Below are 26,028 nucleotides of genomic sequence, written 5' to 3' on the forward strand. Positions count from 1 at the left end.
CTGGAATGTCGGGAACGGGAGAACCGCCTCGTCGCCGAATTCGGATTGGTGCCGTCGCCGCCGCGCTCACCGGCACCCTCGCCCTACTCTGCTGCGGTGGTGGAAGCGCGGCGTTCTTCCTGACCAATCTTGGCGGTGACCAGGAAAGCCTGGTGTCGAACGAGCAGCAGTGCGACGACGAGCACCAGGTGAACGTCACCGGCAAGATGCCGCGGATGTCCGTCTACGGGGCCAGTCAGATGCGTAACGCGGCGATCATCATCAAGGTCGGCCAGGACATGAAGGTGCCACCCCGGGGATGGGTGATCGCGGTGGCCACGGCAATGCAGGAGTCGGCCCTGCGAAACCTCTCGAACAGCACCGTCGCCGGTTCCCGTGGGATCCCCAACGAGGGTGTCGGCTCCGACCACGACTCCGTCGGCCTGTTCCAGCAGCGAGCCGGCTGGGGTAGCGTCACGCAACGGATGAGTCCCGACTACGCGGCCCGCAAATTCTACGAGAAGCTGCTGAAGGTCGATGGCTGGGACCGGATGTCCCTGACCCGGGCAGCGCAGAAAGTGCAGATCAGCGCCTACCCCGATGCTTACGCCAAGCACGAGGACATCGCGAGCCAGATCGTCAACGCACTGGCCGGTGGTGCCGCCCGGACGGTCCAGATCGCCGAGCGCGCGGTCTGCGACCGGGCCTCCGCACAGGCCATCGCCGCTTCCGGGTGGACCGCGCCGATCGACGGCGGAGTCGGCTCCGGGTTTCGTACCGCCAGCCGGCCTCGTCACAACGGTGTGGACATCGGTGCCCGCAAGCGGACCGAGATCCACGCTGCGGCCACCGGTCGGGTGCTGGTTGCCCGCTGCGACCCGGACCACAACGGCGTTCGTAACTGCGACGTCGACGGCTTTCCCGGCAAGGGCGGATGCGGATGGTTCGTCGACATTCTGCACGCCGGCGGATACGTCAGCCGCTACTGCCACATGATCGAGAAACCCCGGGTGGTTCCTGGGCAACTCGTCAAGGCCGGTGAGGTGATCGGGCTGGTCGGCAGCAGCGGCAACTCCTCCGGTCCGCACCTGCACTTCGAGGTGCACGTCGACAGCGACCGCAGTTTCTCCGGCGGGATCAACCCGGTGCCGTTCATGCGGCAGCGCGGTGCACCGCTGAACGGCCGGGCATGAGGCTGCCGCAACGATGAGCGGACCGCTACCGGATCCCTTCGCCGGTCAGCCCGACTGGGCACCGCAACCACCACGGCCGATCCAGATCGTTCCCGCCACCGGCCGAGTCGAGCTACGTGGCCGTCGTGTCCTCATGGGGCTGCCGGGCCTCGGCTGGCGGGGGGACCTCCGCGCGGACGAACGAGTGGTGCAGGGAAGCCGTACCTATGTGCCGGTCATCCCGGAACACGAGTGGTACCGGGCGGAGGCCGATCAGGTGGAGGTCTTCGCCCCGCTCGTCCCCGTGGAGAGGGTCTGGGTGGAGACTGTCGGAGCCCGACCTTCGGCCGTCGACCCAACCCACGACAAGGGGATCCGGCTGGTCTCCCTGGACGGACCGACGCACCCGGCCCCCACCCCGGTCTTCGAGACCGATGCGGTCAGCGGCCGACGAGTGGTGCGCGTCGAGGACTCTGTGGAACACCGCGATCTTCGCGCAGTGACCGAGTCCTACTCCGGTGCCGACGGCGACATCTGCGTCCGGGTGACTCCGGAGTTGGAGTGGTACCGCTGGGCCTGGCGTGGGCAGCCGCCCACCACCCTGGAAGTCCCAGTCCACCTACTATGGATCGAATAAGAACCTCAGGCTCCTTTGCGGGCCCCGCAGACTCGCCAACCGTCGCGGATATCGATTACCTCGAAGGTCCAGTCCTCCCGGCGGCTGCTCCGCTGCTGACCGTCGGATGAGCCCGCAATTGTCAAGGTCGTCGTTACGGACTCGCCTGCGGATGTCTTGAGCCTGGTCAACGGCCCCCAACCAACTCTCACCACGACGTTGTAGTTCTGCTCTCGCTGCCGCAACTCTTCGCGCAGGGCTGCGACCGCCTTGAGATCTGGATCGTCGCACACGAGGAGTTCCGCGCGGGTGTCGTTGTCGTTGACCAGGAACTCGCGAAGGTAGTTGTCCACCACGACGTCCGGGGCGCTCCGGTCGGGGGTGGCGGCTCGCTCGTACAGCACGTAGCCGGTCACCCCGCCTCCCACGCAGAGCAACGCCAACACCCCGGCCACCACGGTGAGGACGGTCCGGAGCCGGCGGGGCCGCCGTTGCGGCACCGGCAGCGGCGCAGGGGGTGCCAACTGGTCCGGCGGGGTCCGCTGCGCCGGTACGCGGGACACCTGGGAACCGGCGGGGGGCTGCACTGATTCCACCCCCTGAGGCTATCGGCTGGGCGCCTCGTACCCAATGCCCCGGAAGCTGCGGATCGTGACAGGACAACCTCGGGAGGTGAGAGTTCACCGCCATTTGCGACAAGCCCGGCGCATCACCGTCGTGCTTCCCGGAGGAGCGGCCGAGGCTGGGATACGGTCTGCAGTCGGGGAGTTTCCCACCTCGGCAGAGGGGTGGACGCGCCTCGGAAAGAGGGGTGGACGCGGTGGCCGGTCCGAAGGCTCGTACGAACCGCGCCGCAGCCCTGCACCGCCGCGCCGCCGCCACCGTTGCCGCGGCTACCACCGTCCTCGACGAGATCCGCCCGGCCCCCGCCGACCAGCGTCGCCAGTACGAACTGGCGGACCGGCTGCGTAGCGCCGCCGCCCTGCTCGCACCGGGCTGGGCCGGCGCCGCCCTGGAGACCGTGTCGGCGGACGCCCCGTGTGGTGAGGACAATCCGCCCTTCGTGCGGATCGGGGTGGCGGCGCCGCTGGAGGATGCACGTTTCCCGGCGCTGGTGCCGTTGCTCGGTTCGGGGCACCTGACGCTCGACGCGGACGTCCGGGACCCCCGGGTTCGCGGCCTGCTGCGTGCCGTACTGCTGCGGATGCTGGCGGCCGCCCCCGCAGGCTGTCTGCTGGTGCGCGGCGTCGACGGCACCGCCATCAGACCCGACGTCGGCGCAAGCGCCGGCACCGGCCCGGGCGGCGCCCGGGGCGACGGCGCGAGACCGGGAGGTGCCGGGGGCGACGGCGTCTTCGCCCCGTTCGCGGCGCTGGCCGACGCGGGTCTGCTGCCACCACCGGCGGCGGACGTGGCCGGGCTACGGGCGGTGCTCACCGAGGCCGAGCAGTGGGTTTCCCCGGGGGACGGTCGACCCCGTCGACATGATCGGACCCTGTTGCTGGTGATCGCCGGGCTGCCCGAGTCGACCGGGTCGAGCGATCTGGACCGGATCGTGGCGCTGGCCGAGCGGGGTCGGGTTGCCGGCCTGCATCTGGTGGTGGCTGGTTGGCCGGTGGTCGGCCGGCCGCCGTTGCCGCAGGCCACGCCGGTGCGGCTGCGCACCTCGTACACGCTGGTGGGTGATCCGCCGGGCAGCCCGTTCAGCGGACCGGGCACCGAGTCGCCGGGTGGGCTGAACTGCCCCGTCCTCGTCGACGAGGATCCCGGCCCCGAGCTGATCGGGGCGGTCTGTCGTCGGCTGGCCGACCAGGTGGAGGCAGGCTCCCGGTTGAGCCTCGCCGAGTTGCTGCCGCCCGAGGACGCGGAGCTGTGGACGACAACGTCGGTCGACGGCCTGTCCACCGCGGTCGGGGACGCCGGCGGCCGGCCGGTCACCGTGGGCTTCACCGAGTTGACCCCGCACTGGCTGGTCAGCGGCCGGTCGGATGCGGGCCGGTCGGCGTTCCTGACCACCGCCCTGCTCGGCCTGACCGCCCGGTACGGCCCGGACGAGCTGGCGCTGTACCTGGTGGACCTGGGCGACGGCGAGTCGTTCGTGGAGTTCCTCCAGACCGAGCGGGACCGATCGTGGTTGCCGCAGGTCCGCGCGGCGGGGATGGCCGCCGACCCGGAGTACGTCCGGGACCTGTTCGACCAGTTGGCGGCGGAGATCCATCGGCGGGAGGAGGCAGCGGCGCGGGCCGGTGGTCAGCGGTTCGCGCAGCTGCGTGACCATCAGGTGCTGCCCCGCGTCGTCTGTGTCATCGACAATTTTCCGCTGCTGCTGTCGGATCGGGACCCGGTGGCCGCCGAGGTGCTGGCCCGGTTGGACGGGCTGGCCCGGTCGGGGCGCGGGTACGGCGTCCATCTGGTCCTGGCCGGCGCCGGTGACCTGGGTGTCGGTGCGGGTTCTGCGCCCCGGGACTCGGTGCTGGGGCAGTTCCCGGTGCGGGTGGCGCTCGCCGGTGGCAGTGCGGTGCTGATGCCGACCAACGACGCCGCCGCCGGTCTGGCGGTGGGCAGCGCGGTGGTGAACACCGCCGGCGGGTTGGGCGGTCCGCGCGGCGCGACCCGGGGGCACGAGCGGTTGGTCCGGTTCCCCGATCCGCACGACGCCCCCGAGGTTGTCGAGCGGCTGCGGCATCGCCTGTTCGCGGCGCGGCCGGAAGGTGCCGTACCGCCGGTGGTCTTCGCCGGGTGGGCCCGGCCGTTGCTGCGCAACGACCCGCGGATGCGGGCTGCCGTCGCCGGGCGGTCCGGTGCTCCGGCGGCTTTGCTGGGTCGGGCGGTGGACGTCGCGCGGACGACCGTGGCGGTGCCGCTGGGTCCGGTGGCGGGGCGCAACCTGGCGGTCCTCGGGCCGGGTTCGGCGGCGGCGACGCTGCTGGCGGCGGCCGCCCGGAGCACCGCCGCGCACCATCCGCCGGGCAGTGCGGAGTTCGTGATCGCCCCGTTGGCCGAGGGGTTCGCCCCCCTGGCCGCCGCGCTCGCCGCCGAGCTGGGCGAGCGTCATCGGGTGTCGACGGTGGACGGGCCCGGGCTGCTGACCGCGGCCGCCGGTCCCGACCCGACCTACCTGGTGGTGTTCGGGGTGGACGCGCCTGCGGCGGAGGAGCTGCCGCCGGACCGGCTGCGCGCTCTGCTGCGGGAGGGTCCACCGGCAGGTCGGCACCTGCTCGGCTGGTGGCGGACGGTTCCGCCGTTCGCCGGGTTGGTGGAGCCGGACGGCGAGGTGGGAAAGCTGGCCACGGTCGCTGCGGTCGACGTGCCGGGCGCGCAACTTGCCCCGCTCTTCGGGCATCCGGTGCAGTGGCGTCCCCGGCCCGGACGGGTGGTCCTCTGGGAGACTGCCGACGACCGGGGCACGGTGCTGGTGCCGTTCGCCGACGAGGAGGACCAGCCGTGACCGGCCCTGCGGACGATGGGGCGGCCCGCCGTGGCGTGGGCCCGTGCGGGGATCAGGCCGGGCCTGCCCGTGCGGGGAACCGCACGGGAGCGCCCGCCAGGAGGACCGCAGGTGACCGACCGCGAAGGGGACCGGGCGTGGCTGATCGTGAGGGGCGTCGGGCGTGAGCATCGATGACGCCGTGACGGTGGCACCGGTCCGCCAGCGGCCGGCCGGGGAACCGGCCCCGTCGGTGGCCGCCGCCTGGACCGACTACCTGGCCGCCGCCCGCCAGCTCGACGGGGTACGCCGGGGTGCCGCGACGGCCGCCGCCGCGCAGTCCCGCGCCGTGGAGGCGGCCCGTGCGGAGCTGACCGGGGTACGTGCCCGGTTGGCGCCGCAGCAGGCGAGACTGCGCGAGTTGGGCGTACCGGCGATCTCGTTGGCCCCGACGCCACCGGAGCTGACCGAGGCCGCCCGGGCAATGGTGGGTGGTCCGGCGGCGGTGCTGGCCGGCCTGCGCAGGGCGCAGAGCTGGGCGGAGGGCGCGGACGCGGCGTTGGCCGCGCGCGGTGCGCCGCGTCCGGCGGCCTGGCCGCCCCGGTGGCGCAACCTGCTGGTGTACGGTCCGCTGGCACTGGTCGTGCCGGTGGTGCAGTTGGTGCTGTTCCTGACGGCGGGTGCCGGCCCGGTGAGTGTGGTGGCGCTGCTGGTGGGCCTGCCGATGCCGGCGGTGGCGTTCGCGGCCGGTCGGGTGGGGGTGAGCCGGTTGTTCCCCCCGGGGCCGGACGGTCGGTGGGACCACACTCCCCGGCTGGGGCTGCTGACCTGCCTGGTGCCGGCGGTGGTGGTCGCCGCCGGGATCATGCTGGCGCTACTGGCCGGCTGATCCGGGCGGCGTCGGCCGGGCCGGCGGCTCAGCGGGGGATGATCAACGACATCGCCTCGGCGCGGGACTTCGCGTCGTGTTGGAGCACGCCGCGGACGGCCGAGGTGATGGTCTTGGCGCCGCTCTTCTGGATGCCGCGCATCGCCATGCACATGTGTTCGCATTCGAGTATCACGATCACGCCGCGCGGTTGCAGCTTGCTCATCAGCAGGTCGGCGATCTGCGAGGTGAGTCGCTCCTGCACCTGCGGGCGGCGGGCGAAGACCTCGACCAGCCGGGCCAGCTTGGACAGGCCGGTGATCCGGCCGTCGGGGCCGGGGATGTAGCCGATGTGCGCGCTGCCCCGGAACGGGAGCAGGTGGTGTTCGCAGAGGCTCATCACGTCGATGTCCCGGACGAGCACCAGCTCCTCGTGGTTGGCCTCGAAGGTGGTGCTGAGCACCTGGGCCGGGTCGACCCGCAGGCCGGCAAAGAGCTCGGCGTACGCCCGGGCGACCCGGGCCGGGGTCTGCTGGAGACCGTCGCGGTCGGGATCCTCCCCGACCGCGATGAGGATCTCGCGGACCGCCTTCTCGATCCGGCCGAGGTCCATGGCGTCCTCGATCGGGCGGCCGTTCAGCTTACCGCTGATCAGCCGGGCGGCGACGTGGTCGAGCGTCTCGTCACCGGGCTCGGTGGACGAGGCGGCCAGCCCCGGGTTGTCGGGGCTGGCCGCGGCGTCGGGGTTCAGTGCAGACCGTCCGAGTTGTTCGAGGAGCCGCCGACGGAGATGCCGTCCGCGGTGGCCTGCGCCGCGAGCTTCTCCTTCTCGGCCGGGGTGAGTACCGGTGGCTCGGTGGAGGGCAGACGCTTGCCGAAGCCGTTGTACGGGGCCATCGGCGGGCGCTTCACCACCCGCGAGCAGATCCGGGCCATGTCGGCGGTGGAGAGGGTTTCCTTCTCCATCAGCTCCAGGACCATGTTGTCCAGGACGTCCCGGTATTCCACCAGGATCTCCCATGCCTCGTCGTGGGCCAACTCGATCAGGGCCCGCATCTCGCCGTCGATCTCCGCGGCGACCGAGTCGGAGTAGTCCCGCTCGTGACCCATGTTGCGGCCGAGGAACGGCTCGTCCCCGCTGGTGCCGTACTTGATCGCGCCGAGCTTCAGGCTCATGCCGTACTGCGTGATCATCGCGCGGGCCAACTGGGTGGCCTTCTCGATGTCGTTGCCGGCGCCGGTGGTGGGCTCGTGGAAGACGAGTTCCTCGGCGGCCCGCCCACCCAGGGCGTACGCCAGGGTGTCGATCATCTCGGCCCGGGTCTGGGTGTACTTGTCCTCGGTCGGCAGGACCAGGGTGTGCCCGAGTGAACGCCCCCGGGACAGGATCGTCACCTTGTGCACCGGCGCGGCGTGCGGCAGCGCCCAGGCGACCAGCGCGTGTCCACCCTCGTGGTACGCGGTGATCTTCTTTTCCTGGTTGCTCATCACCCGGGTCCGGCGCTGCGGTCCGGCGACCACCCGGTCGATCGACTCCTCCAGCGAGTCGTTGCTGATCGCCCGCTGTTCCTTGCGGGCGGTGAGCAGCGCGGACTCGTTGATCACGTTGGCCAGGTCGGCCCCGGAGAAGCCGGGGGTACGCCGGGCGACCGCGTCGAGGTCGACGTCGGGCGTGAACGGCTTGCCCTTGGCGTGCACCCGCAGGATCGCCTTGCGGCCCTCCATGTCGGGGGCGTCGACCGGAATCTGCCGGTCGAAGCGGCCCGGACGCAGCAGCGCCGGGTCGAGGATGTCCGGCCGGTTGGTGGCGGCGATCAGGATGACCCCGCCCTTGGTGTCGAAGCCGTCCATCTCGACGAGCAGCTGGTTGAGGGTCTGCTCACGCTCGTCGTGGCCACCGCCCATGCCGGCGCCACGGTGCCGGCCGACGGCGTCGATCTCGTCGACGAAGACGATCGCCGGGGCGTTCGCCTTGGCCTGCTCGAAGAGGTCACGGACCCGACTGGCGCCGACACCGACGAACATCTCCACGAAGTCGGAGCCGGAGATCGAGTAGAACGGCACCCCGGCCTCGCCGGCCACGGCGCGGGCCAGCAGCGTCTTACCGGTACCGGGCGGGCCGAAGAGCAGCACGCCCTTCGGGATCTTGGCACCCAGGGCCTGGTACTTCGCCGGGTTCTGGAGGAAGTCCTTGATCTCGTGGAGCTCCTCCACCGCCTCCTCGGCCCCGGCCACGTCCGCGAAGGTCGTCTTCGGGGTGTCCTTGGTGATCATCTTCGCCTTGGACTTGCCGAAGTTGAGCACCCGGGAGCCGCCGCCCTGCATCTGCGACATGAAGAACAGCAGCAGGAGCACGAGCAGCACGATGGGCAGCAGGTTGACCAGCAGGCTCACCCAGATGCTGTCGGACGACACCTTGGCGTCGGCCGGGCCGGTGACCCGGTTGGCCGCCTTGGCCTCGAGGACCTCGTTCCAGACCTGCTCGCCGGCCTGGTACGGGAACTGGGCCTCGATCCGGTCGGTCGTGGTGTCGCCGAACTTGGTCTTCTCGGCCAGGTTGAGCTGGAGCGTCTGCTCCTTGTCCTGGAAGACGACCTTGTTGATCTTGGCGGTGTGCAGTTGGTCGAGCGCAACGGAAGTGTCCACCCGGTGGTAGCTGGGACCAGCGGTGAACAGCTGACTGAGCACAACGGCGCCGAGGATGACCAGGATGATCCAGACCACCGGTCGGCGGAAGAAACGCGTACGTTCCATGCTGTTGTCGAGCGCCGAGGCGCCCGCATCCTCCTGATCGACGTCCTGACCGTCTGAATGGTGTCGCCGCCGATGGCGGCGTCGAGCCGCCGTGCGGGCCGGCCTCGACCCCGGGGCGCGCGAACTGCCGCACCGCGGTCATTCGACGGTACACCGTGCGCGCCAGGAGCGAGCTTGCGAGCCCCGCAGTCGGGGACATTCGTGACCCCGAGATGCGAGCCTGCGAGCCCGGCACTCACGCGGACGGCGAACCGGGGTCTCAGCCGACGTGGCGGGGAACTGCGCACCGGCTCCGTCGACCGCCCGGTCACGCGGTCGGGGTGCCGGGCGCGGAGCTGCCCCCACGCCACCCACCCCTACCGTAGTCGGACTGGCTGGGAGCCCGCTGAACGTCCGCTCGATGACGACCGATACGAGCGGAAGTCAGGCCCGGGCGTAGACCTCGGGCTTGAGCACGCCGACGTACGGCAGCTCGCGGTAGCGCTCACCGAAGTCGAGGCCGTAGCCGACCACGAACTCGGTGGGGATGTCGAAGCCGACGTACTTCACGGGGACCGGGACCTTCACCGCCTCCGGCTTGCGGAACAGGGCCACCACCTCGACGCTGGCCGCCGACCGGGACTCCAGGTACCGCAGCAGCCAGGACAGGGTCAGGCCGGAGTCGACGATGTCCTCGACCACCACCACGTGCCGGCCGGCGATGTCCCGGTCCAGGTCCTTGAGGATGCGCACCACGCCGGAGGAGGTGGTGCCCTGGCCGTACGAGGAGATGGCCATGAAGTCCAGCTCCACCGGTGGGCCCTGCCGACCCAGCGCCCGGGCGAAGTCGGCCATGAACATGACCGCACCCTTGAGTACGCAGACGAGCAGCAGTCCGTCGGTGACCCCGGCGTAGTCCGCCGAGACCTGCTTGGCCAGCTCCGCCGTCTTCTCGCGGATCTGCGCCTCGGAGATGATCACGTGATCGATGTCGGCGTCGTACCAGGAGCCGTCAGCCATGCTCCTAGCCTGCCGTACGCCGGACGGCCCGCGTCGGCGGGGCCGCACCTTTCGGCGCGGTCCCACCGCGGGTTTTTCTGGCACAACGGGAGCAAACACCTCAGCAGGCGCGGGACCGCCAGCGGCGACCCTCCTCGGTGGGCTTCCAGTCGGCGGAGTCACGGGTGTCGGCGGTCAGGCCGAACGCCGAGGCGACGGCCAGCGCGACGAGGAAGAACAGAAGCAGCAGGAACTCCATGGCGGCGCTCACTTTCCTGGGATCTGAGTGGTTTTCGCCGCCGGTGCGCACCGGACTGATGCCAGTCTCCGCCCGTGACAACGGGCCGGGACAGTGGCAGTAACGCCATACCCCCTCGATTTTCTGCCACCTGTCCGGTTACCCTCGTCACATGATTCGATCGGTGGCCGTCATCGCCCTGGACCAGGTCGCCGTCTTCGAACTCGGCGTGCTCACCGAGGTGTTCGGGACCGACCGCACCGAAGACGGGTTCCCCGGCTACCGGTTCACCGTCTGCACCGCCGACGGCGGCCCGGTCCGCACCGCCTCCGGCTTCGACCTCACCCCGCACGCCGACCTCGCCCCGGTCGACGACGCCGACCTGGTCGCGGTCCCCGCGTACACCCAGGGTGGTGAGGTGCCGGAGGCGGTGCTGGCCGCGCTGCGCCGCGCCGCCGACCGGGGGGCCTACGTGTTCAGCGTCTGCTCCGCGGCGTTCGTGCTCGGCGCGGCCGGTCTGCTCGACGACCGGGAGTGCACCACCCACTGGAAGTACGCCGACGAGCTGCAACGCCGGCACCCGTCGGCCCGGGTCCGGTGCAACAGCCTTTATGTGGCCGACGGGCCGGTGCTGACCAGCGCCGGCACCGCCGCCGGCATCGACGCCTGCCTGCACCTGGTCCGCCAGGAACACGGCTCGGTCACCGCCACCCGGCTGGCCCGGCGCATGGTGGTCCCCCCGCACCGCGACGGCGGCCAGTCCCAGTACATCGAGGCACCGATCCCGGCCACCCCCGACGCGCCCACCCTCGAACCGGTGCTGAGCTGGCTGATCGGCCACCTGGACCAGCCGACCACGGTGGACGAGCTGGCCGCCCGCGCCGGGATGTCCGCGCGTACCTTCGCCCGCCGGTTCCGGGCCGAGACCGGCACCACCCCGCACGACTGGCTGACCAACCAGCGGGTGCTGCTGGCCCGCCGGCTACTGGAGGAGACCCGGCTCAGCGTGGAGAGCGTCGCCGGCCGCTCGGGGTTCCCCGACGCCGCCGCCCTGCGCCACCACTTCGCCCGCCGGGTCGGCACCACCCCGCAGGGCTACCGCACCACCTTCCGCGACCGCATCCCCACCGGCTGACCCACGTCCGGTCGAGGTCACCCCGGGCCGGGGTCAGTAGCCCAGCGCCGCACCGTCGACCCGGGGCTCCGCGCCGACCACCCAGCCGCCGGCCGGGGCACGCCACAGCGCCTGCCCGTACCCGAAGACCGAGGGCTCGTCGGCGACGGTGACCTCGTGGCCCCGGGCGCGCAGCCCCGCGACCAGGCCGGGCTCGGCCGCCAGGGTCGGCTCCACCAGCAGGGTCCGGCCGGCGTGCCAGTACCAGCGGGGGGCGTCGAGAGCAGCCTGCGGATCGCGGCCGTCGTCGACGGTCGCGGCAACGAGCTGGACATGCCCCTGCGGCTGCATGTGCCCACCCATCACCCCGAACGGCCCGACCGGTGCGCCGTCGCGGGTCAGGAAGCCCGGGATGATCGTGTGGAAGGGCCGCTTGGCCGGCCCGACCACGTTGGGGTGCCCCGGATCGAGCCGGAATCCGGTGCCCCGGTTCTGCAGGGCGAAGCCGTACCCGGGCAGCACCACCCGCGAGCCGAACCCCAGGTAGGTGGACTGGATCAGGCTGACCATCAGGCCGTCGGAGTCGGCCGTGCAGAGATAGACGGTGCCGCCCCGCTCCGGATCACCGGCCACCGGGTCACCGGCCCGGTCGGTGAGCAACGCCCGCCGCGCCGCCAGGTAGCCCGGATCGAGCAGGCCGGCCGTCGGCACGGTGGCGCGCTCCGGGTCGGCCACGTGCGCGTGCGCGTCGGCGAAGCCGAGCTTGACCGCCTCCACCTGCCGGTGCACCCGCTGCACCGGGTCGGCGGCCGGGTCGAGGCCGTCCAGGACGCCCAGCGCCTGCAGCGCGGCCAGCCCCTGCCCCGGTGGCGGCAACTCCCACACCTCGTGCCCCCGGTAGCGGACGCTGACCGGGTCGACCCAGGTCGAGGTGTGGGCAGCCAGGTCGGCGGCGGTGAGGAATCCGCCGGTACGGGCGGCGTGCCGGTCCAGCGCCTCGGCGATGGTGCCCCGGTAGAAGTCGTCCGCGCCGCTGTGGGCGATCAGCCGCAGCGTGCGGGCCGCCGCCGGGTTGCGCCAGCGTTCGCCGGGCCGTGGGGCCCGACCGGCCACCGTGAAGATCCGGTCGAACTCGGTGTGCCCGGCACCCGTCGGCGCGGGCTGCGCCAGGGCCCGCGCCCAGGTGGCGGCGGTGCCGGTGGAGACCGGGTGGCCGTCCTCGGCGTACCCGACCGCGTCGGTGAACAGGTCGGCGAAGGGCAGCACGCCGAACCGGTCGTGCAGGTCCCGCCAGCCGGCCGGGGCACCGGGCACGGTCACCGGCAACCAGCCCCGGGCGGGCATCGCCGGCCCGCGCGCCTGCGCGCCGCCCAGCGCGTCCACCGGCGTCGCCGACACCCCGCCGGTGGCGGTCAGCACCATCTCCCGGGTCAACGCGGCCGGTGACCGCCCGGCGGCGTTGAGGCCGTGCAGCCGGTCGCCGTCCCAGACGATGGCGAACAGGTCACCACCGATGTCGTTGGACGGCGGCTGCACCACGGTCAACGTGATCGCGGTGGCCAGCGCCGCGTCGACGGCGTTGCCGCCGCGCCGCAGCACGGCCAGGCCCGCAGCCGCCGCGAGCGGGTGGCTGGTCGAGACGGCACCGTGCGGGGCGAACAGGGCACGCCGGGGGTACGCCATCCACCCTGTCTACCGCACCACCACGAACCCGCCCACCCCGTCGCTCCGGCACGCCCCGGTGGTGCCCGGTCCACCCCTACCGAGCTGTCGTTCTGCGAGCGAGGGCAGCCCGATACCTCATGATCAGATTGCGGGAACAGCCACGACACGCCGACCCGGATACGCGAAAACGCAATCTGATCATCGCTTCCCGTCCCTGCCCCACCCCGACCGCCCCGGCCGAGACGTACTCAGTCGACGGGCAGCAGCCGACCACCCCGACGACAGACGCGCACCCCGCCCGGCAGTGCCGTCGCGCCCTGCCCACGCCACGCGGTGACCAGCGCGTCCAACGCGTCGACGTGGCGGTGGGAGAGCGCACCGGGCGGGGCCCCCAACTCCCGGGCCCAGGCATGCAGCACCCGGCTGCGTACCGCACCCGGCAACCCGGCCAGCGCCACGACGGACAACCCCCCACCGTCCCGCACCCGGAGCCCGTCGAACAGCGGTCCGCCGGACCAGCATCCGACGGGTGACAACTCGTCGGACGGGCGGCTGCCGGTACGCGACCCGTCAGGGAGGGGCCCCCCGGACCGGGGCGCGTCGCACCGGGAACTGTGGGGTCCACGCGGGGCGGCGAGGGCGGCGGCGGCCAGGTCATCCAGGGCGGCGGTGTCGGCGGCCAGCAGTCGGGCCGTACGGGCCAGGTTGTCCAGGACCCCTTCGCCGAGCGCGGCGACCAGTGCCGGCAGCACGTCGGCGCGGACCCGGGCCCGCGCGTACGACGGATCGGTGTTGTGCGGGTCCTGCCACGGGGCCAGGCCCAGCGCCGCGCACGCGTCGCGGGTCTGCGCCCGGGTGACGTCGAGCAGGGGACGCAGCAGCGGCACCCCGGCCAGGTCCCGCCGGGCGGGCATCGCGGAGAGCCCTCGCGGGCCGGCCCCCCGGGCCAGCGCCAACAGCACCGTCTCGGCCTGGTCGTCGCGGGTGTGTCCGAGCAGGACGGCGGCGGCCCGGTGCCGTCGGGCGGCGTCCGCCAGCGCCTGGTAGCGGGCCTGCCGGGCCGCCGCCTCGGGGCCACCGGGACGCCCGGCCACCGTCACCGCCACCGCCTCGACCGGAGCCAACCCGGCCCGCCCGGCCCACTCGGCGACGGCGGCGGCGCGCTCGGCAGAGCCGGCCTGCAACCCGTGGTCGACGGTCACCAGACCGGCCTGTCGGCCGAGCCGCGACGCCACGAAGGCGGTGGCGACGGCGAGGGCCAGCGAGTCCGCCCCACCCGAGCAGGCCACCAGCACCGGCCCCTCGGCGGGCAGACCGGCCAGCGCACGGCGTACCGCGACCCGGATGGCGGCCACCGACGGGGCGAGGGCCATCCCCGGACGAGCACCGGAGACGCGCCGCCCGACCCCGGTCGGGTCGACGGATCGGGGCCGACCGGCCACCGGGTCAGCCAGCGGTCGGGGTGGCGCCGGCCGGCCCGTGCACCCGGGCCACCCAGGCGGCCGGGTCACCCAGCTCGTCCAGCCGGGGCAGGGTCAGCGGCGAACCGAAGATCTTGTTGAAACCGGCCATCCCGACCTGCTCCACCACGCCGTGCACGAACTTGCGGCCCTCGGCGTACTGGCGCATCTTGACGTCCACCCCGAGCAGCCGGCGGATCGCCTTCTCCAACGGGTTGCCCGCCTCACGACGGCGGTTGAATCCCGCCCGGATCCGCTCCACGCTGGGGATGACCTGCGGACCGACGCCGTCCATCACGAACTCGGCGTGCCCCTCCAGCAGGGTCATCAGCGCGGTGAGCCGGTCCAGCACGGCCCGCTGCGCCGGGGTCTGCACGATGTCCAGCACGCTGGTGCGGCCGTCCGGGTCCCGTACCGCGTCGGAGAGCGTGGACACCCCCCGGCGCAGCCGCTCGACCAGATGCTCGGTCCCCTGTGAGGCATCCACGAACGCCTGCACCTCACCGAGGAAGTACGCCCGCATCCACGGCACGGCGGTGAACTGGGTGCGGTGGGTGACCTCGTGCAGGCAGACCCAGAGCCGGAAGTCACGCGGGTCGGCCCCGAGCTTCCGCTCCACCTCGACGATGTTCGGCGCGACCAGCAGCAGCTGCCCCGGGTCGGCGGAGAAGACCTCGTACTGGCCGAGCACCCGGCCGGAGAGGTACGCCAGCACGGTGCCGGCCTGCACCCCGGTGAGCCGGGAGCCGACCGCCTCGGTGAGTACGCCGGGCGGCTTGTCGCCGGAGAGCCGGCTGACCAGTGGGGTGATCACCTCGCGCAGGCCGGCGATGTTGGTGGCCGCCCAGTCGCGCCGGTCCACCACCCGCACCGGTGGATGACCCACCTGCGGGCGCAGCCCCGTGTAGTCGGCGACGTGCCCGGCCGCCTCGTCGGTGAGCCGGCGCAGGTCGCCGACCACCTCGGTGGCCTCCGCGTACGACACGCGGGGGCCCGACTTGCTCAGCGCCCCCGCGGTGGCGGCGGCCAGATCCCAGTCCACGAACTGCGCCATGGCACCCACCGTACCCGCGCCGCGACACCCCGGCCGGTTCCGCGCGACGGGCCGCCCGGTGGCAGGTCAGGGCACGCCCCGCCCGCCGGGGCAGGTCAGGGCATGCGGGCGGTCAGCGGCAGCCGCAGCTGGCCAGCGCGCCGGCGATCTGGTCCAGTGCCGCGCGGGTGACCTCCGGGTCGCCGGCCGGCGCCCGGTCGGTGAGCACGGCGAAGGTGAGCAGCCGGCCGTCGCGGGTGGTCACCAGGCCGGCGATGGCGTGCACCCCGGTCAGCGTGCCGGTCTTGGCCCGGACCACGCCGGCCCCGGCGGCGGTGTCCGTCGACTCGTACCGGGTGCCGAGGGTGCCCGACCAGGCGGCCACCGGGAGGCCGCCGAAGATCGCGGTCAACTCCGGGTGCGTGCCGTTGCCGGCCACCGCGATCAGGTCGGTGAGCAGCGACGGGCTGATCCGGTTACTGCGGGACAGCCCGCTGCCGTCGGCAAGGCTGATCTCGTCGGCCGGCAGGCCCAGCTCGCCGATCACCTCGTCCATCGCCGCCGCCCCGCCGGTGAACGACGCCTGCTGGTTGCGGGCCAGGGCGACCTGTCGGGCCAGCGCCTCGGCGATCACGTTGTCACTGTCGGTGATCATGATGTCGACCAGCCGGATCATCGGCAGCGACTCGACCTTGCCCAACTCGGTGCCGGGCGTGGGGGCGCCGCTCGCCGTCGCCCCGGCGGCCGCCGGGGCGGTGCCCCGGACCACCCCGCCCTCCGGCAGGCCGAGCAGCCGGGCGAAGGAGCGGCCGGCGGCCAGGTCCGGCTCGGCGTACCGCTCGGCCGCGCCGTGGCTGTCGGCGAACGTCTTCCGCGCCCGCACCGGGTCCCGACGCGCGCCGTCGGTCATCAGCGCGGTGATCGACGCGCCGAAGCCGCCGGTCGGGATGTCCGCGTCCCAGCCGGGCTCGTGGACCGGGCCGGGGAAGAGGCTGGAGTCGACCACCACCCGGGTGGGGGCGGTGCCACCGAGAGCCTGCTTGACCTGCGTGGCGAGAGTGTCTAGCCGGGCCGCGCCGGGGTAGAAGCCGGACTTGTCCACTGCCAGCGTCGGGTCGCCACCGCCGACCAGCACCACCTCGCCCGGGTTCGCCCCGGCGAGCGCGCGGGTCGCGATCCGGTAGCCGGGGCCACGCGCCTTCAACACGGTCACCCCGGTCGCGAGCTTGGTGACCGAGGCGGGGACGGTGCCGTCGTCGCCGCCCTTGGCGTACAACGATTCGCCGCTGACCACGTCGGCCACCGACACGTTGACCCGGCTGCCCAGGGCGGCGGCACCGGTCAGCGGCTCGACTGCGGCGCGTACCCCGGCGGGGGTCGGCTCGGGGGCGGCGGCGTCGGGGCCGGCGAGCACCGGGGACGGGTCAGGCTCGGGGGGCGGCGCGGCGGCCGACGGGGTGGGGTCCGCGCCCAGCCAACCGGCGACCGGGCCCGGACGGAGCACCACCGCCGCCCCGGCGAGGCCGACCAGCAGCACGGCCACCAGCAGCACCGGCAGCCACCGTCGACGACGCCGCGGCGACGCGCCGGGCACCGGCGGGCCGCCACCTCCCGGCGGCACAGCGACCGCTGCGGCCCCGGGGTGCGCAGGACGTGACACCGGCCCGGGGTGGGCGGGCGACCCGGGGTGGGCGGGCGACACCGGGTGGGTGGAAGGCGACGCCGCAGCGCCACGGGCGGAGACCGACGAGACCGACGCCGCGCCGCGGTGCGGCGGGACCGACCCGGAGCCGGAGGACGGAACAGACGCGGAACCGGAGGCCGGGGCGGAGCCGGACGGCGGGGACGGGGGCGACGACACCGGGGCGGACCCGACGACCGCGCGACCGGCGGTGGCCGACGACGGCGGACGCCAAGCCGGCGGCGGCGGATGCTCGGCGGCCCGACCAGCGGCCCGCGGCGCTTCGGGAGCGGGCGACGGCTCGGGAGCCGACTCGGGGCGGCGGGGCACGTTCGCGTCGGGCACCGAGACCCGGCCGGTGGCCCCACCGGTCACGGGTCGGCCCGATCCCCGGCCGTCAACCCCCTCCGGGCGGTAGTGTGAATCTTCCCTCCCCACGACCCCCTCCTCCCGCCGCCGAACTCGCCTGGGTGACACTACTTCGGTCCGAAGACTATGCGGCGTCCGGAGCCGACGGGTGGCCATTCCATCCGCACCGGGGGCGTCAGTGGTTCCGTTCAGCCAGCGTGGGCAGACGAGGGAGCGTGGGAGATGGATTTCGACGTCACGGTTGAGATCCCGAAGGGTCACCGAAACAAGTACGAGGTGGACCACGCGACCGGCCGGATCCGGCTGGACCGCACCCTGTTCACGTCGACCCAGTACCCGGCCGACTACGGGTTCATCGAGGGCACCCTCGGCGAGGACGGCGATCCGCTGGACGCGCTGGTGCTGGTCCCCGAGCCGACCTTCCCGGGCTGCCTGATCCGCTGCCGCACCATCGGCATGTTCCGGATGACCGACGAGAAGGGCGGCGACGACAAGGTCCTCTGCGTGCCCTACGAGGACCCCCGCCAGGAGCACCTGCGCGACATCCACCACCTGGGCGAGTTCGACCGGCTGGAGATCCAGCATTTCTTCGAGGTCTACAAGGATCTCGAACCGGGCAAGTCGGTCGAGGGCGCGACCTGGGTCGGCCGGGTCGAGGCCGAGGCCGAGGTGCTCGCGTCCTACCAGCGGGCCCGGGACGCCGAGGCGCAGGGCGGCGCCGCCCACTGACCCACCAGCTCCACCGAAGGCCCGGACCCGGCGGTCCGGGCCTTCGTCGTGGCCCGCCCGGCCGATCATCCGCCGGCCACGTCGCCCGGTCACCCGCCGCCCGGTCCGCACGCGCCGCCGGGCCGGGGGCGCGGTCAGCCCAGCAGGCCCCGGGCGGCGTCGTAGAGGTCCAGCACCGCGCAGGCCACCGGCACCACCGACACCACCAGCACGGTGTCGGTCAGATCGGCCACCCGACCGAGGTACGGCGAGACCGGCCGCCGGGCGTACGTCGTACCGGCGGCGATGGCGAGCAGTGCGACGAGCAGCCCGCCCCCGTTCAACGCCAGCAGCCCGAGGGTCCCCGACCGGCCGGCGAGCACCGTGCCGAGCACCGCGAACCCGGCCAGCCCGGCGGCGACCGGGGGCACCCGGTGCCGGACCGCCACGAACAGCCGGGAACGCAGCAGCAGCACCGCCGCACCGACCGCCACCAGCACCCGCCCGGCGACCCCGCCGCTGACGGCGAGCACCAGCACGGCGGCGACGACCAGGGTGGCGTGCCCGAGCAGCATCCCGGTCAGTATCTCCTCGCTGCGGGCCACCGCCGCGTACACCCGGCCCCGGTCCGGCAGGTCCCGCACCCCGTCCGGGCCGCCCGTCGGGCCGTCCGGCAGGGTGATCGGCGGCAGCGGCACCTTGCCCAGCCGGATCGCCAGCAGCGGCAGTGCCCCGAGGGCGAAGACCAGCACGCAGAGCAGCACGGCGGCGGTGTCGGCCGGGGCGAGCAGCAGCCCGCCCAGGCCGGCGGGCGCACCCACCGCGCCGACCGTCGCACCGGCCACGAAGACCCGCAACCGGGTGGCGACGCCGAGCAGGCCCAGCACGGCGACCAGGAGCAGCGCCACCGCACCGGCGAGCAGTTCGGGCGCACCGAGCCAGGGCAGCGGCCGCAACACCCCGACCGGGTCCCCGGAACTGACCGCGAGGGCGCCCGCCGCCGCGGCGTACGGCAGGGCGTAGCCACCGAGGGTGGCCCCGGTCGGGCCGTCGCCGTACGCCCGGGAGGCGACCGTGCCGGCGAGGGTGAGCAGCAGCGCCACCGTGCCCGCCGCGGGCCAGCCGGCGGGCTGCCCCGGCCCGGCGGCCAGGACGGCGAGCAGCCCCACGGCGAGCGGGACACCCGCCCCGGCCAGCGCGGCGGCCCGGGTGGTCGACGCCGACCAGGCGACGCCCCGGCGGCGGGCGCCGTCGGCGATGGCCTCGACCACGTCGTCGTACTCCAACTCGGGCCACTGGTCGTGGGCGGGCACCAGGTGCAGCACCTCACCGTCGCGCACCCCCTGCGGCAGCAGCGCCTGCGCGGTCACCAGCACCGCGCCGTCGGTGCGCCGCAGCACCCAGCCGCCGTGCCGCTCGCCGTCGTCGGCCAGCCCCGCACCGGCGTGCCGCAGCACCTCGGGAAGCAGCTCGGCCAGCGGCACCTGCTCCGGCAGGGCCACGTCGACGCGTCGCCCGGGGGCGCTGATGGTGACCCTGGCCAGCCCGGTGGTCATCGACTGGACTCCATATCGATCGGGAGCGGTGGCTGACGGACGACGCGCACTTTACCTACGATGAGCCAGGTTCGGGTTACCGAGCGCCACAGGGAGGTGCCTTTTGTCCACTGTCGTCATCAAGCGGCCACCGCGCCGGCCCGCGCCGGAGATCCCGATCGGCGAGCTGCCCGTGGAGGGCCCGCCGGAGATCCCCGTGGTCACCGGCGGACGCTGGCAGCAGGCGCTGATGGTGCTGCCGATGCTGGGTGGCACGGTGGCGATGGCGATGATGTTCGGCCGTGGCGGCGGCGCCTACTCGTACGTGGTGGGCGGCATGTTCGGGCTCTCCTCGGTGGCGATGCTGATGACCTCCTGGGGCAGCGCCTCCGGCACGCCGAGGAAGTCGGAGATGATGGCCGCCCGCCGGGAGTACCTGCGGCACCTGACCGCGCTGCGGCGACGGGTCCGGCAGACCGCCCGGCAGCAGCGGGCCGGGCTGTACTACCGGCATCCCGACCCGGACCGGCTCTGGTCGACGGTGGACAGCCACCGGGTCTGGGAGCGGCGACCCGGCGACCCGGACTTCGGCGTGGTCCGGGTCGCGGTCGGGCCGCAGACGCTGGCTACCCCGCTGGTCCCACCGGTCACCCGCCCTCTGGAGGAACTGGAGCCGATGACCGCCGGGGCGCTGCGGCGCTTCCTCGACGCGTACTCGGTGGTGCCGGACCTGCCGGTGGCACTGTCGCTGCGCAGCTTCGCCCGGGTCTTCGTCCGGGGTGGGCAGCCGGGTGGGACCGGACGGCCGGGCGGCCCGGCGGCGGACGCCGGCCCCGGCACCGGGTCGCCCGACGCGCAGGCGCTGGCCCGCGCGATGATCACCCAGCTCACCGTCTTCCACGCCCCCGACGAGTTGCTCGTCGCCGTCTGCGCCGGCCCGGAACGGCGTCGACACTGGGAGTGGGTGAAGTGGCTGCCGCACGCCCACCACCCGACCCGGGTCGACGCGCTCGGCCCGGTCCGGCTGGTCACCAGCTCCGCCGTCGAGCTGGAACGGCTGCTCGGCGAGGTGCTGGCCAGCCGGTCCCGGTTCAGCCCTGCCGGGCCTGCCACGGACGGCCCGCACGTGGTGGTGCTCCTCGACGGCGGCGACCTGACCGACGCCACCGAACTGACCGGCGACGGCGGCATCGACGCGGTCACCGTGCTCGACCTGGACACCCCGCCGCCGCGCCTGCTGGACCGGTTCGCCCTGCTGCTGGAGGTGCGCGCCGGACGCCTGCACTCCTGGTCGGCCGAGGGACACGCCGAGGTGGGCAGCGCCGACCGGCTGGACGTCGCCGACGCGGAGGCGGTCGCCCGACGGCTCGCCCCGCTGCGGCTCGCCGCCGCCGGCCGGGGCACCGAGGCCGCCCCCGGGGCCGAACCCGGCCTCCCCGAACTGCTCGGGCTCGGCGACCCGGAGGGGTTCACCGCCGACCAGGGCTGGCTGCCCCGCTCGTCCCGGGACCGGCTGCGGGTGCCGATCGGCGTCGGCGTGGACGGTGGCGCGGTCGAGCTGGACCTCAAGGAGTCGGCACAGGACGGGATGGGCCCGCACGGGTTGCTGATCGGCGCGACCGGCTCCGGCAAGTCGGAGCTGCTACGTACCCTGGTGCTGGCGTTGGCCGCCACGCACAGCTCGGAGCAGCTCAACTTCGTCCTGGTCGACTTCAAGGGCGGGGCCACCTTCGCCTCCTTCGACCGGCTGCCGCACACCGCCGCCGTGATCACCAACCTGGTCGACGCGTTGCCGCTGGTCGACCGGATGGTGGACGCCATCAACGGCGAGCTGATGCGCCGCCAGGAGCTGCTGCGCCGGGCCGGCAACTTCGCCAGCCTGCGCGACTACGAACGGGCCCGGGCGGCCGGCGCGCCGCTCGCCCCGCTGCCGTCGCTGCTGCTGGTCTGCGACGAGTTCTCCGAGCTGCTGTCGGCCAAGCCCGACTTCATCGACCTGTTCGTACAGATCGGCCGGCTGGGCCGGTCGCTCGGCGTGCACCTGCTGTTGGCCAGCCAGCGGTTGGAGGAGGGGCGGCTGCGCGGGTTGGACACCCACCTGTCGTACCGGATCGGGTTGCGCACCTTCTCGGCGCTGGAGTCCCGGACGGTGCTCGGGGTGCCGGACGCCCACGAGCTGCCCCGCTCCCCCGGGCACGGCTACCTGCGCGCCGGCACCGACCCGCTGGTCCGGTTCCGGGCCGCCTACGTCTCCGGCCCGGTCCGGCGGCGGGGCGGGGTGACCGGCGGCGGGGCGGGCGGCGCGGTCCGGCTGCTCGCCTTCTCCACCCACGTCGTGCCGGTGCCGGAACCGGTCGCCCCGGTGGCCCTGCCGGCCGTCGAGGAGGACACCGAGAGCCTGCTCGACACGCTGGTCGGCCGGCTGGCCGGGCAGGGGCCACCGGCCCACCAGGTGTGGCTGCCGCCGCTGGAGCACGCGCCCACCCTGGACGAGTTGCTCGGTCCGCCCGGCGTCGACCCGCAGCGTGGCCTGGGCTTCGCCAACCCGGAGCTGCACGGCGGCCTCCAGGTGCCGGTGGCGATCGTCGACAAGCCGTACGAGCAGCGACGCGACCTGCTGTGGTTGGCGCTGGGCGGGCCGGCCGGGCACGTGGCCGTGGTCGGCGCGCCGCAGAGCGGTAAGTCGCACGCGTTGCGGACGCTGATCTGCGCGCTGGCGCTCACCCACACGCCGACCGAGGTGCAGGTCTACTGCCTGGACTTCGGTGGCGGCGGGTTGGCCGCCCTGCGGGAACTGCCGCACGTGGGCGGGGTCGCCGGCCGGGCGGACCCGACGGTGGTCCGGCGTACCGTCGGGGAGATCGCCACCCTGCTGGCCGAGCGGGAACGCCGCTTCACCGAGCTGGGGGTGGAGTCGATGGCGGCGTGGCGCAAGCGGCGTCGGACGCTCGCCGACGCCGGTCAGCCCACCGTCGACCCGTTCGGTGACGTGTTCCTCGTGGTGGACGGCTGGGCCACCCTGCGTGGCGAGTACGACGACCTGGAACCCCTGATCACCGACCTGGCCACCCGGGGCCTGTCGTACGGGGTGCACGTGGTGGCGAGCGCGGTGCGCTGGCTGGACTTCCGGCCCGGCATCCGGGACCTGTTCGGGTCCCGGTTGGAGCTGCGCCTGGGTGACCCGTCCGACTCGGTGGTGAAGCGGACGGCGGCGGCCGGGGTGCCGGAGCAGGCGGGGCGGGGGATCACCGCGCAGAGCCTGCACCTGCTCACCGCCCTGCCGCAGCTCGCCGGCGGGGACACCGCCGATCTGGTCAAGGCGGTGGTGGACGCCTGGTCGGGGCCGGCCGCGCCCCGGGTCCGGTTGCTTCCGCCGGTGCTGCCGTACGCCGAGCTGGACACCGCCGCCGGCTCCGGCCTGGCGTTCCCGGTCGGGATCGCCGAGGCGGACCTGCGCCCGGTGCTGCTCGACTTCGCCACCGAGCCGCACTTCGTGGTCTTCGGCGACGCCGAGTGCGGCAAGTCGTCGTTCCTGCGGGCGCTGGCCACCTCGATCATCGACCGGTTCACCCCGGAGCAGGCCCGGGTGATCCTGGTCGACTACCGGCGCAGCCTGCTCGGCACCGTCGAGACCGACCACCTGATCGGGTACGGCACGGCGGCGGCGCACACCACCGAGCTGATCGAGTCGGTCGCCGGCTACATGCAGGGTCGGCTGCCCGGCCCGGAGGTCACCCCGGCACAGTTGCGGGACCGCTCCTGGTGGTCCGGTCCGGAGTTGTTCATCCTGGTCGACGACTACGACCTGGTGGCCAGCGGTCCGGCGAACCCGCTGCGCGGGCTGGAGGAGCACCTGCCCCAGGCCCGCGACGTCGGTCTGCACCTGGTGCTGGCCCGCCGCTGCGGTGGCGCCGGCCGCTCCCAGTACGAGCCGATCGTGCAGCGCCTGCGCGAGTTGTCCACCGCCGGGCTGGTGATGAGTGGCAGCCCGGACGAGGGGCAGTTGGTGGGTGCGGTCCGGCCGGGTCCGTTGCCGGCGGGGCGTGGCCGGCTGGTCACCCGACGCGAGGGCGTACGCCTCGTGCAGTTGGCCCATCTGCCGCCACCGTGATCCCGGTGTGCCGGAACGTGCCGTGTCGGCGGGGGGAACCGGTAATCTCCGTGCAGCAGGTGTCCCGTGATGAATGGCTGACGATGTGACCAGGGTTGGGCAGGGCTCCCCGACGGCGCTGCACCGGTTCGCCGGGCGGGCGCTGCTCGGCGTCGCGGCGACCACCGTCACCGTGTTGGGCACGGCCCCACCACCCGCCGCCGCCACGACCCCGGTCGCCGGTCTGGCCCCGTCGGCGGTCTCCACGGTGGCCGGCCGACCGGGCGCGCTGGCCGGGCCGCGCGCCGGCACCCCACTGACCGAGCCCGACTTCGCCCCGGTGCGGGCCCGCGCCGACCGGGTCCGCGACGACCAGTTCCAGCTCGACGAGTTGGACGCGGCCACCGCCTGGCGTACCTCGACCGGACGCGGCGTGACGGTGGCGGTGATCGACTCCGGGGTGGACGGTGCCCACCCCGACCTGGTCGGCCAGGTGCTGCCCGGCATGGATCTGGTCTCCCCGGCCGGCGGCGACGAGCCGGACCCGGTGGGGCACGGCACCACGGTGGCCAGCCTGATCGCCGGGCGCGGCGACGACCGGCGGGGGGTGGTCGGGCTCGCGCCGGACGCCCGGATCCTGCCGGTCCGGGTGCTCGACGACGAGAACCGCTACGACGACGCGATGATCGTCGCCAAGGGGGTGCGCTGGGCGGTCGACAACGGCGCCCGCGTGATCAACCTGTCCCTGGGCGGCAGCGGCGACAGCCCGGCCCTGGCCGCCGCGCTGGACTACGCGTTCGCCCGGGACGTGGTGGTGGTGGCCTGCACCGGCAACGTCGCCACGTCCACCACGTCGAAGGTCTGGTACCCGGCGCGGGAGCCGGGGGTGATCGCGGTGGCCGGCCTGGAACGCGACAGCGAGAACCTCTGGTCCGGTTCGATCACCGGTCACGCCACCATGCTGACCGCCCCGGCGACCGGCCTGGTCGGGGCCCGCCCACCGAGCAACTACTGGGGGGTGCAGGGCACCAGCTTCGCCGCGCCGCTGGTGACGGCGACCGCCGCCCTGGTCCGCGCCCGCTACCCCGAGATGTCCGCCGGGGACGTGGTGAACCGGTTGCTGAGCACCGCGAAGGACATCGGCCCCACCGGCCGGGACGACCGCTTCGGGTACGGCCTGGTCGACCCGGTCGCCGCGCTCACCGCCGACGTGCCGCTGGTCTACCGGAACCCGTTGGACGACAACGACTCCCCCGGGGTGGTCGGGTTCGGCCCGGCCCCCGGCTCCGCCGAGGATGCCCGGGCCGGCGGCACCGGCAGCGACCCGCTCGGCTTCACCGCGCCACGACAGCACACCCGGTGGACGGCCCAGCCGGCCGGCGGTGCGGACGATGCCGCCCCCCGCCGGCTCTGGACCGGGGTCGCCGTGATGGTCGCCCTGGTCACCGGGGTGGCGTTGATGGTCCGCCGGTTCCGGCTGTGGGGTCGTTGAGCCGGGCCTGATTCCGCGTACGGGTGGGTAGAGCAGGTCGCATGAGTTCCTCCGGTCCGCGCACCTCCGTACCCCCGTCGGGCCGGTCCTGGCGGGACCGCCGCCTGGACCGGGACCACTCGTTCGGGCTGCGGTTGACCCTGGCGTCGGTGGCGGCGTTCCTGCTGCTGGTGCCGTTCGCGTTGCTGGCGGTGCTGGTGGTGGGTGCCTGGCCGCCGCTGCACGGCCTGGACGCGGCGGTGACCGACGCCCTGCACCGGTTCGCCGCCGACCATCCGGTGTGGGTACGGGCGATGAAGGCGTGGACGCACCTGGCCTCACCGGGTCCGCTGCGGGTGGCCGCGCTGGTCGTGGTGGTGTGGTTGTGGTGCCGCCGGGCCCGCCGGCTGGCGCTCTGGGTGGTCACCACGATGGTCGTCGGCGGGGCGCTCGGCGCGCTGCTGAAGCTGCTCGTCGGCCGGGACCGGCCGGAGCTGCTCGATCCGGTGGCCCGGGCCGCCGGGTTCTCCTTCCCGTCCGGGCACGCGCTGAACGCGACCCTCGCGGCGGGGGTGCTGCTGCTGGTGTTCCTGCCGTTCACCCGGGACCGCCCGGTGGCCCGGGTGCTGCTCTGGACGGCCGCCGTGCTGCTGGTCGGGGTGACCGGGCTGAGCCGGGTGGCGTTGGGCGTGCACTGGGTCAGCGACGTGCTCGGCGGCTGCCTGCTGGGGATGGCGGTGGTGGCGGCCACCTCGGCGGCGTTCCGCACCTGGCGGGAGCAGGCCGGACTGCCGGCCTCCCGGGCCACGGTCGACGGGGTGGCACCGGAACTGGCCGGCCCGCCGGGCCCGCACGGATAGCGGCCCACCG

At 73.9% G+C, this 26,028-nt stretch carries 19 protein-coding genes; 9 read left to right on the forward strand and 10 right to left on the reverse strand.

The features are described 5' to 3' along the window. Nucleotides 1-5 precede the first annotated feature (5 nt). Nucleotides 6-1,172: a M23 family metallopeptidase gene (locus GA0070216_RS19120; RefSeq protein WP_091247669.1), complete on the forward strand. Its 1,167-nt coding sequence runs from the start codon at nucleotides 6-8 to the stop codon at nucleotides 1,170-1,172. Nucleotides 1,173-1,185: 13 nt separating this feature from the next. Further along, the gene (locus GA0070216_RS19125) at nucleotides 1,186-1,788 is read left to right on the forward strand and encodes a hypothetical protein (protein ID WP_091247671.1); all 603 of its coding nucleotides are present in this window, start codon (nucleotides 1,186-1,188) and stop codon (nucleotides 1,786-1,788) included. Between the two features lie 5 nt (nucleotides 1,789-1,793). Here GA0070216_RS19125 and GA0070216_RS19130 read toward each other — a convergent pair whose 3' ends face one another. Further along, entirely contained in the window at nucleotides 1,794-2,354 is a 561-nt protein-coding gene (locus tag GA0070216_RS19130) for a hypothetical protein (protein WP_091247673.1), read from the reverse strand. A 224-nt stretch (nucleotides 2,355-2,578) separates the two neighbouring features. On the opposite strand from GA0070216_RS19130, the gene GA0070216_RS19135 reads away from it, so the two are divergent. Next, nucleotides 2,579-5,215: an FtsK/SpoIIIE domain-containing protein gene (locus tag GA0070216_RS19135; RefSeq protein ID WP_091247675.1), complete on the forward strand. Its 2,637-nt coding sequence runs from the start codon at nucleotides 2,579-2,581 to the stop codon at nucleotides 5,213-5,215. A 163-nt stretch (nucleotides 5,216-5,378) separates the two neighbouring features. Next, a complete protein-coding gene (locus tag GA0070216_RS19140; RefSeq protein ID WP_091247677.1) occupies nucleotides 5,379-6,083 on the forward strand; it encodes a hypothetical protein in 705 nt (234 codons plus the stop codon). Nucleotides 6,084-6,111: 28 nt separating this feature from the next. Here the strand turns inward: GA0070216_RS19140 and folE are convergent, their stop codons facing one another. From folE to GA0070216_RS34605, 4 genes are all read right to left on the reverse strand, one after another. Next, nucleotides 6,112-6,774: a GTP cyclohydrolase I FolE gene (gene folE / locus GA0070216_RS19145; RefSeq protein ID WP_091247964.1), complete on the reverse strand. Its 663-nt coding sequence runs from the start codon at nucleotides 6,772-6,774 to the stop codon at nucleotides 6,112-6,114. A gap of 35 nt (nucleotides 6,775-6,809) precedes the next feature. Continuing rightward, entirely contained in the window at nucleotides 6,810-8,816 is a 2,007-nt protein-coding gene (ftsH, locus tag GA0070216_RS19150) for an ATP-dependent zinc metalloprotease FtsH (RefSeq protein ID WP_091247679.1), read from the reverse strand. A 423-nt stretch (nucleotides 8,817-9,239) separates the two neighbouring features. Next, nucleotides 9,240-9,815 carry a hypoxanthine phosphoribosyltransferase gene (hpt, locus tag GA0070216_RS19155; protein ID WP_091247681.1) on the reverse strand — a complete coding sequence of 192 codons (576 nt, stop codon included), beginning with the start codon at nucleotides 9,813-9,815 and terminating at the stop codon, nucleotides 9,240-9,242. Nucleotides 9,816-9,915: 100 nt separating this feature from the next. Then, nucleotides 9,916-10,065: a hypothetical protein gene (locus GA0070216_RS34605; RefSeq protein WP_176739032.1), complete on the reverse strand. Its 150-nt coding sequence runs from the start codon at nucleotides 10,063-10,065 to the stop codon at nucleotides 9,916-9,918. A gap of 139 nt (nucleotides 10,066-10,204) precedes the next feature. On the opposite strand from GA0070216_RS34605, the gene GA0070216_RS19160 reads away from it, so the two are divergent. Further along, nucleotides 10,205-11,167 carry a GlxA family transcriptional regulator gene (locus GA0070216_RS19160; protein WP_091247683.1) on the forward strand — a complete coding sequence of 321 codons (963 nt, stop codon included), beginning with the start codon at nucleotides 10,205-10,207 and terminating at the stop codon, nucleotides 11,165-11,167. A gap of 33 nt (nucleotides 11,168-11,200) precedes the next feature. On the opposite strand, the gene GA0070216_RS19165 is transcribed toward GA0070216_RS19160, so the two are convergent. The 4 genes from GA0070216_RS19165 to dacB form a co-directional block, all read right to left on the reverse strand. Beyond that, on the reverse strand, nucleotides 11,201-12,829 hold the full coding sequence (locus tag GA0070216_RS19165; protein WP_091247685.1) for a gamma-glutamyltransferase family protein: 1,629 nt from the start codon (nucleotides 12,827-12,829) through the stop codon (nucleotides 11,201-11,203). Nucleotides 12,830-13,059: 230 nt separating this feature from the next. Beyond that, complete coding sequence (gene tilS / locus GA0070216_RS19170; protein ID WP_245722588.1) at nucleotides 13,060-14,184, reverse strand: tRNA lysidine(34) synthetase TilS; 1,125 nt, start codon at nucleotides 14,182-14,184, stop codon at nucleotides 13,060-13,062. Between the two features lie 73 nt (nucleotides 14,185-14,257). Then, the gene (locus GA0070216_RS19180) at nucleotides 14,258-15,325 is read right to left on the reverse strand and encodes a zinc-dependent metalloprotease (RefSeq protein ID WP_091247688.1); all 1,068 of its coding nucleotides are present in this window, start codon (nucleotides 15,323-15,325) and stop codon (nucleotides 14,258-14,260) included. A gap of 112 nt (nucleotides 15,326-15,437) precedes the next feature. Further along, complete coding sequence (dacB, locus tag GA0070216_RS19185) at nucleotides 15,438-16,925, reverse strand: D-alanyl-D-alanine carboxypeptidase/D-alanyl-D-alanine endopeptidase (protein WP_425413171.1); 1,488 nt, start codon at nucleotides 16,923-16,925, stop codon at nucleotides 15,438-15,440. A 651-nt stretch (nucleotides 16,926-17,576) separates the two neighbouring features. On the opposite strand from dacB, the gene GA0070216_RS19190 reads away from it, so the two are divergent. Beyond that, the gene (locus GA0070216_RS19190) at nucleotides 17,577-18,083 is read left to right on the forward strand and encodes an inorganic diphosphatase (RefSeq protein WP_091247691.1); all 507 of its coding nucleotides are present in this window, start codon (nucleotides 17,577-17,579) and stop codon (nucleotides 18,081-18,083) included. Nucleotides 18,084-18,217: 134 nt separating this feature from the next. Here the strand turns inward: GA0070216_RS19190 and eccD are convergent, their stop codons facing one another. Further along, nucleotides 18,218-19,618, reverse strand: a complete 1,401-nt coding sequence (gene eccD, locus GA0070216_RS19195; protein ID WP_091247692.1) for a type VII secretion integral membrane protein EccD — start codon at nucleotides 19,616-19,618, stop codon at nucleotides 18,218-18,220. Between the two features lie 103 nt (nucleotides 19,619-19,721). Here eccD and eccCa point away from each other — a divergent pair, with 103 nt between their 5' ends. From eccCa to GA0070216_RS19210, 3 genes are all read left to right on the forward strand, one after another. Then, on the forward strand, nucleotides 19,722-23,708 hold the full coding sequence (gene eccCa / locus GA0070216_RS19200) for a type VII secretion protein EccCa (RefSeq protein WP_091247695.1): 3,987 nt from the start codon (nucleotides 19,722-19,724) through the stop codon (nucleotides 23,706-23,708). 73 nt (nucleotides 23,709-23,781) lie between these two features. Next, complete coding sequence (gene mycP / locus GA0070216_RS19205; protein WP_091247697.1) at nucleotides 23,782-25,179, forward strand: type VII secretion-associated serine protease mycosin; 1,398 nt, start codon at nucleotides 23,782-23,784, stop codon at nucleotides 25,177-25,179. Between the two features lie 41 nt (nucleotides 25,180-25,220). Then, nucleotides 25,221-26,018, forward strand: coding sequence for a phosphatase PAP2 family protein (locus tag GA0070216_RS19210; protein WP_091247699.1), 798 nt, complete (start codon nucleotides 25,221-25,223; stop codon nucleotides 26,016-26,018). Nucleotides 26,019-26,028 lie beyond the last annotated feature (10 nt).

Origin of the sequence: Micromonospora matsumotoense, assembly GCF_900091525.1 — a bacterium.
GTDB lineage: Bacteria > Actinomycetota > Actinomycetes > Mycobacteriales > Micromonosporaceae > Micromonospora > Micromonospora matsumotoensis.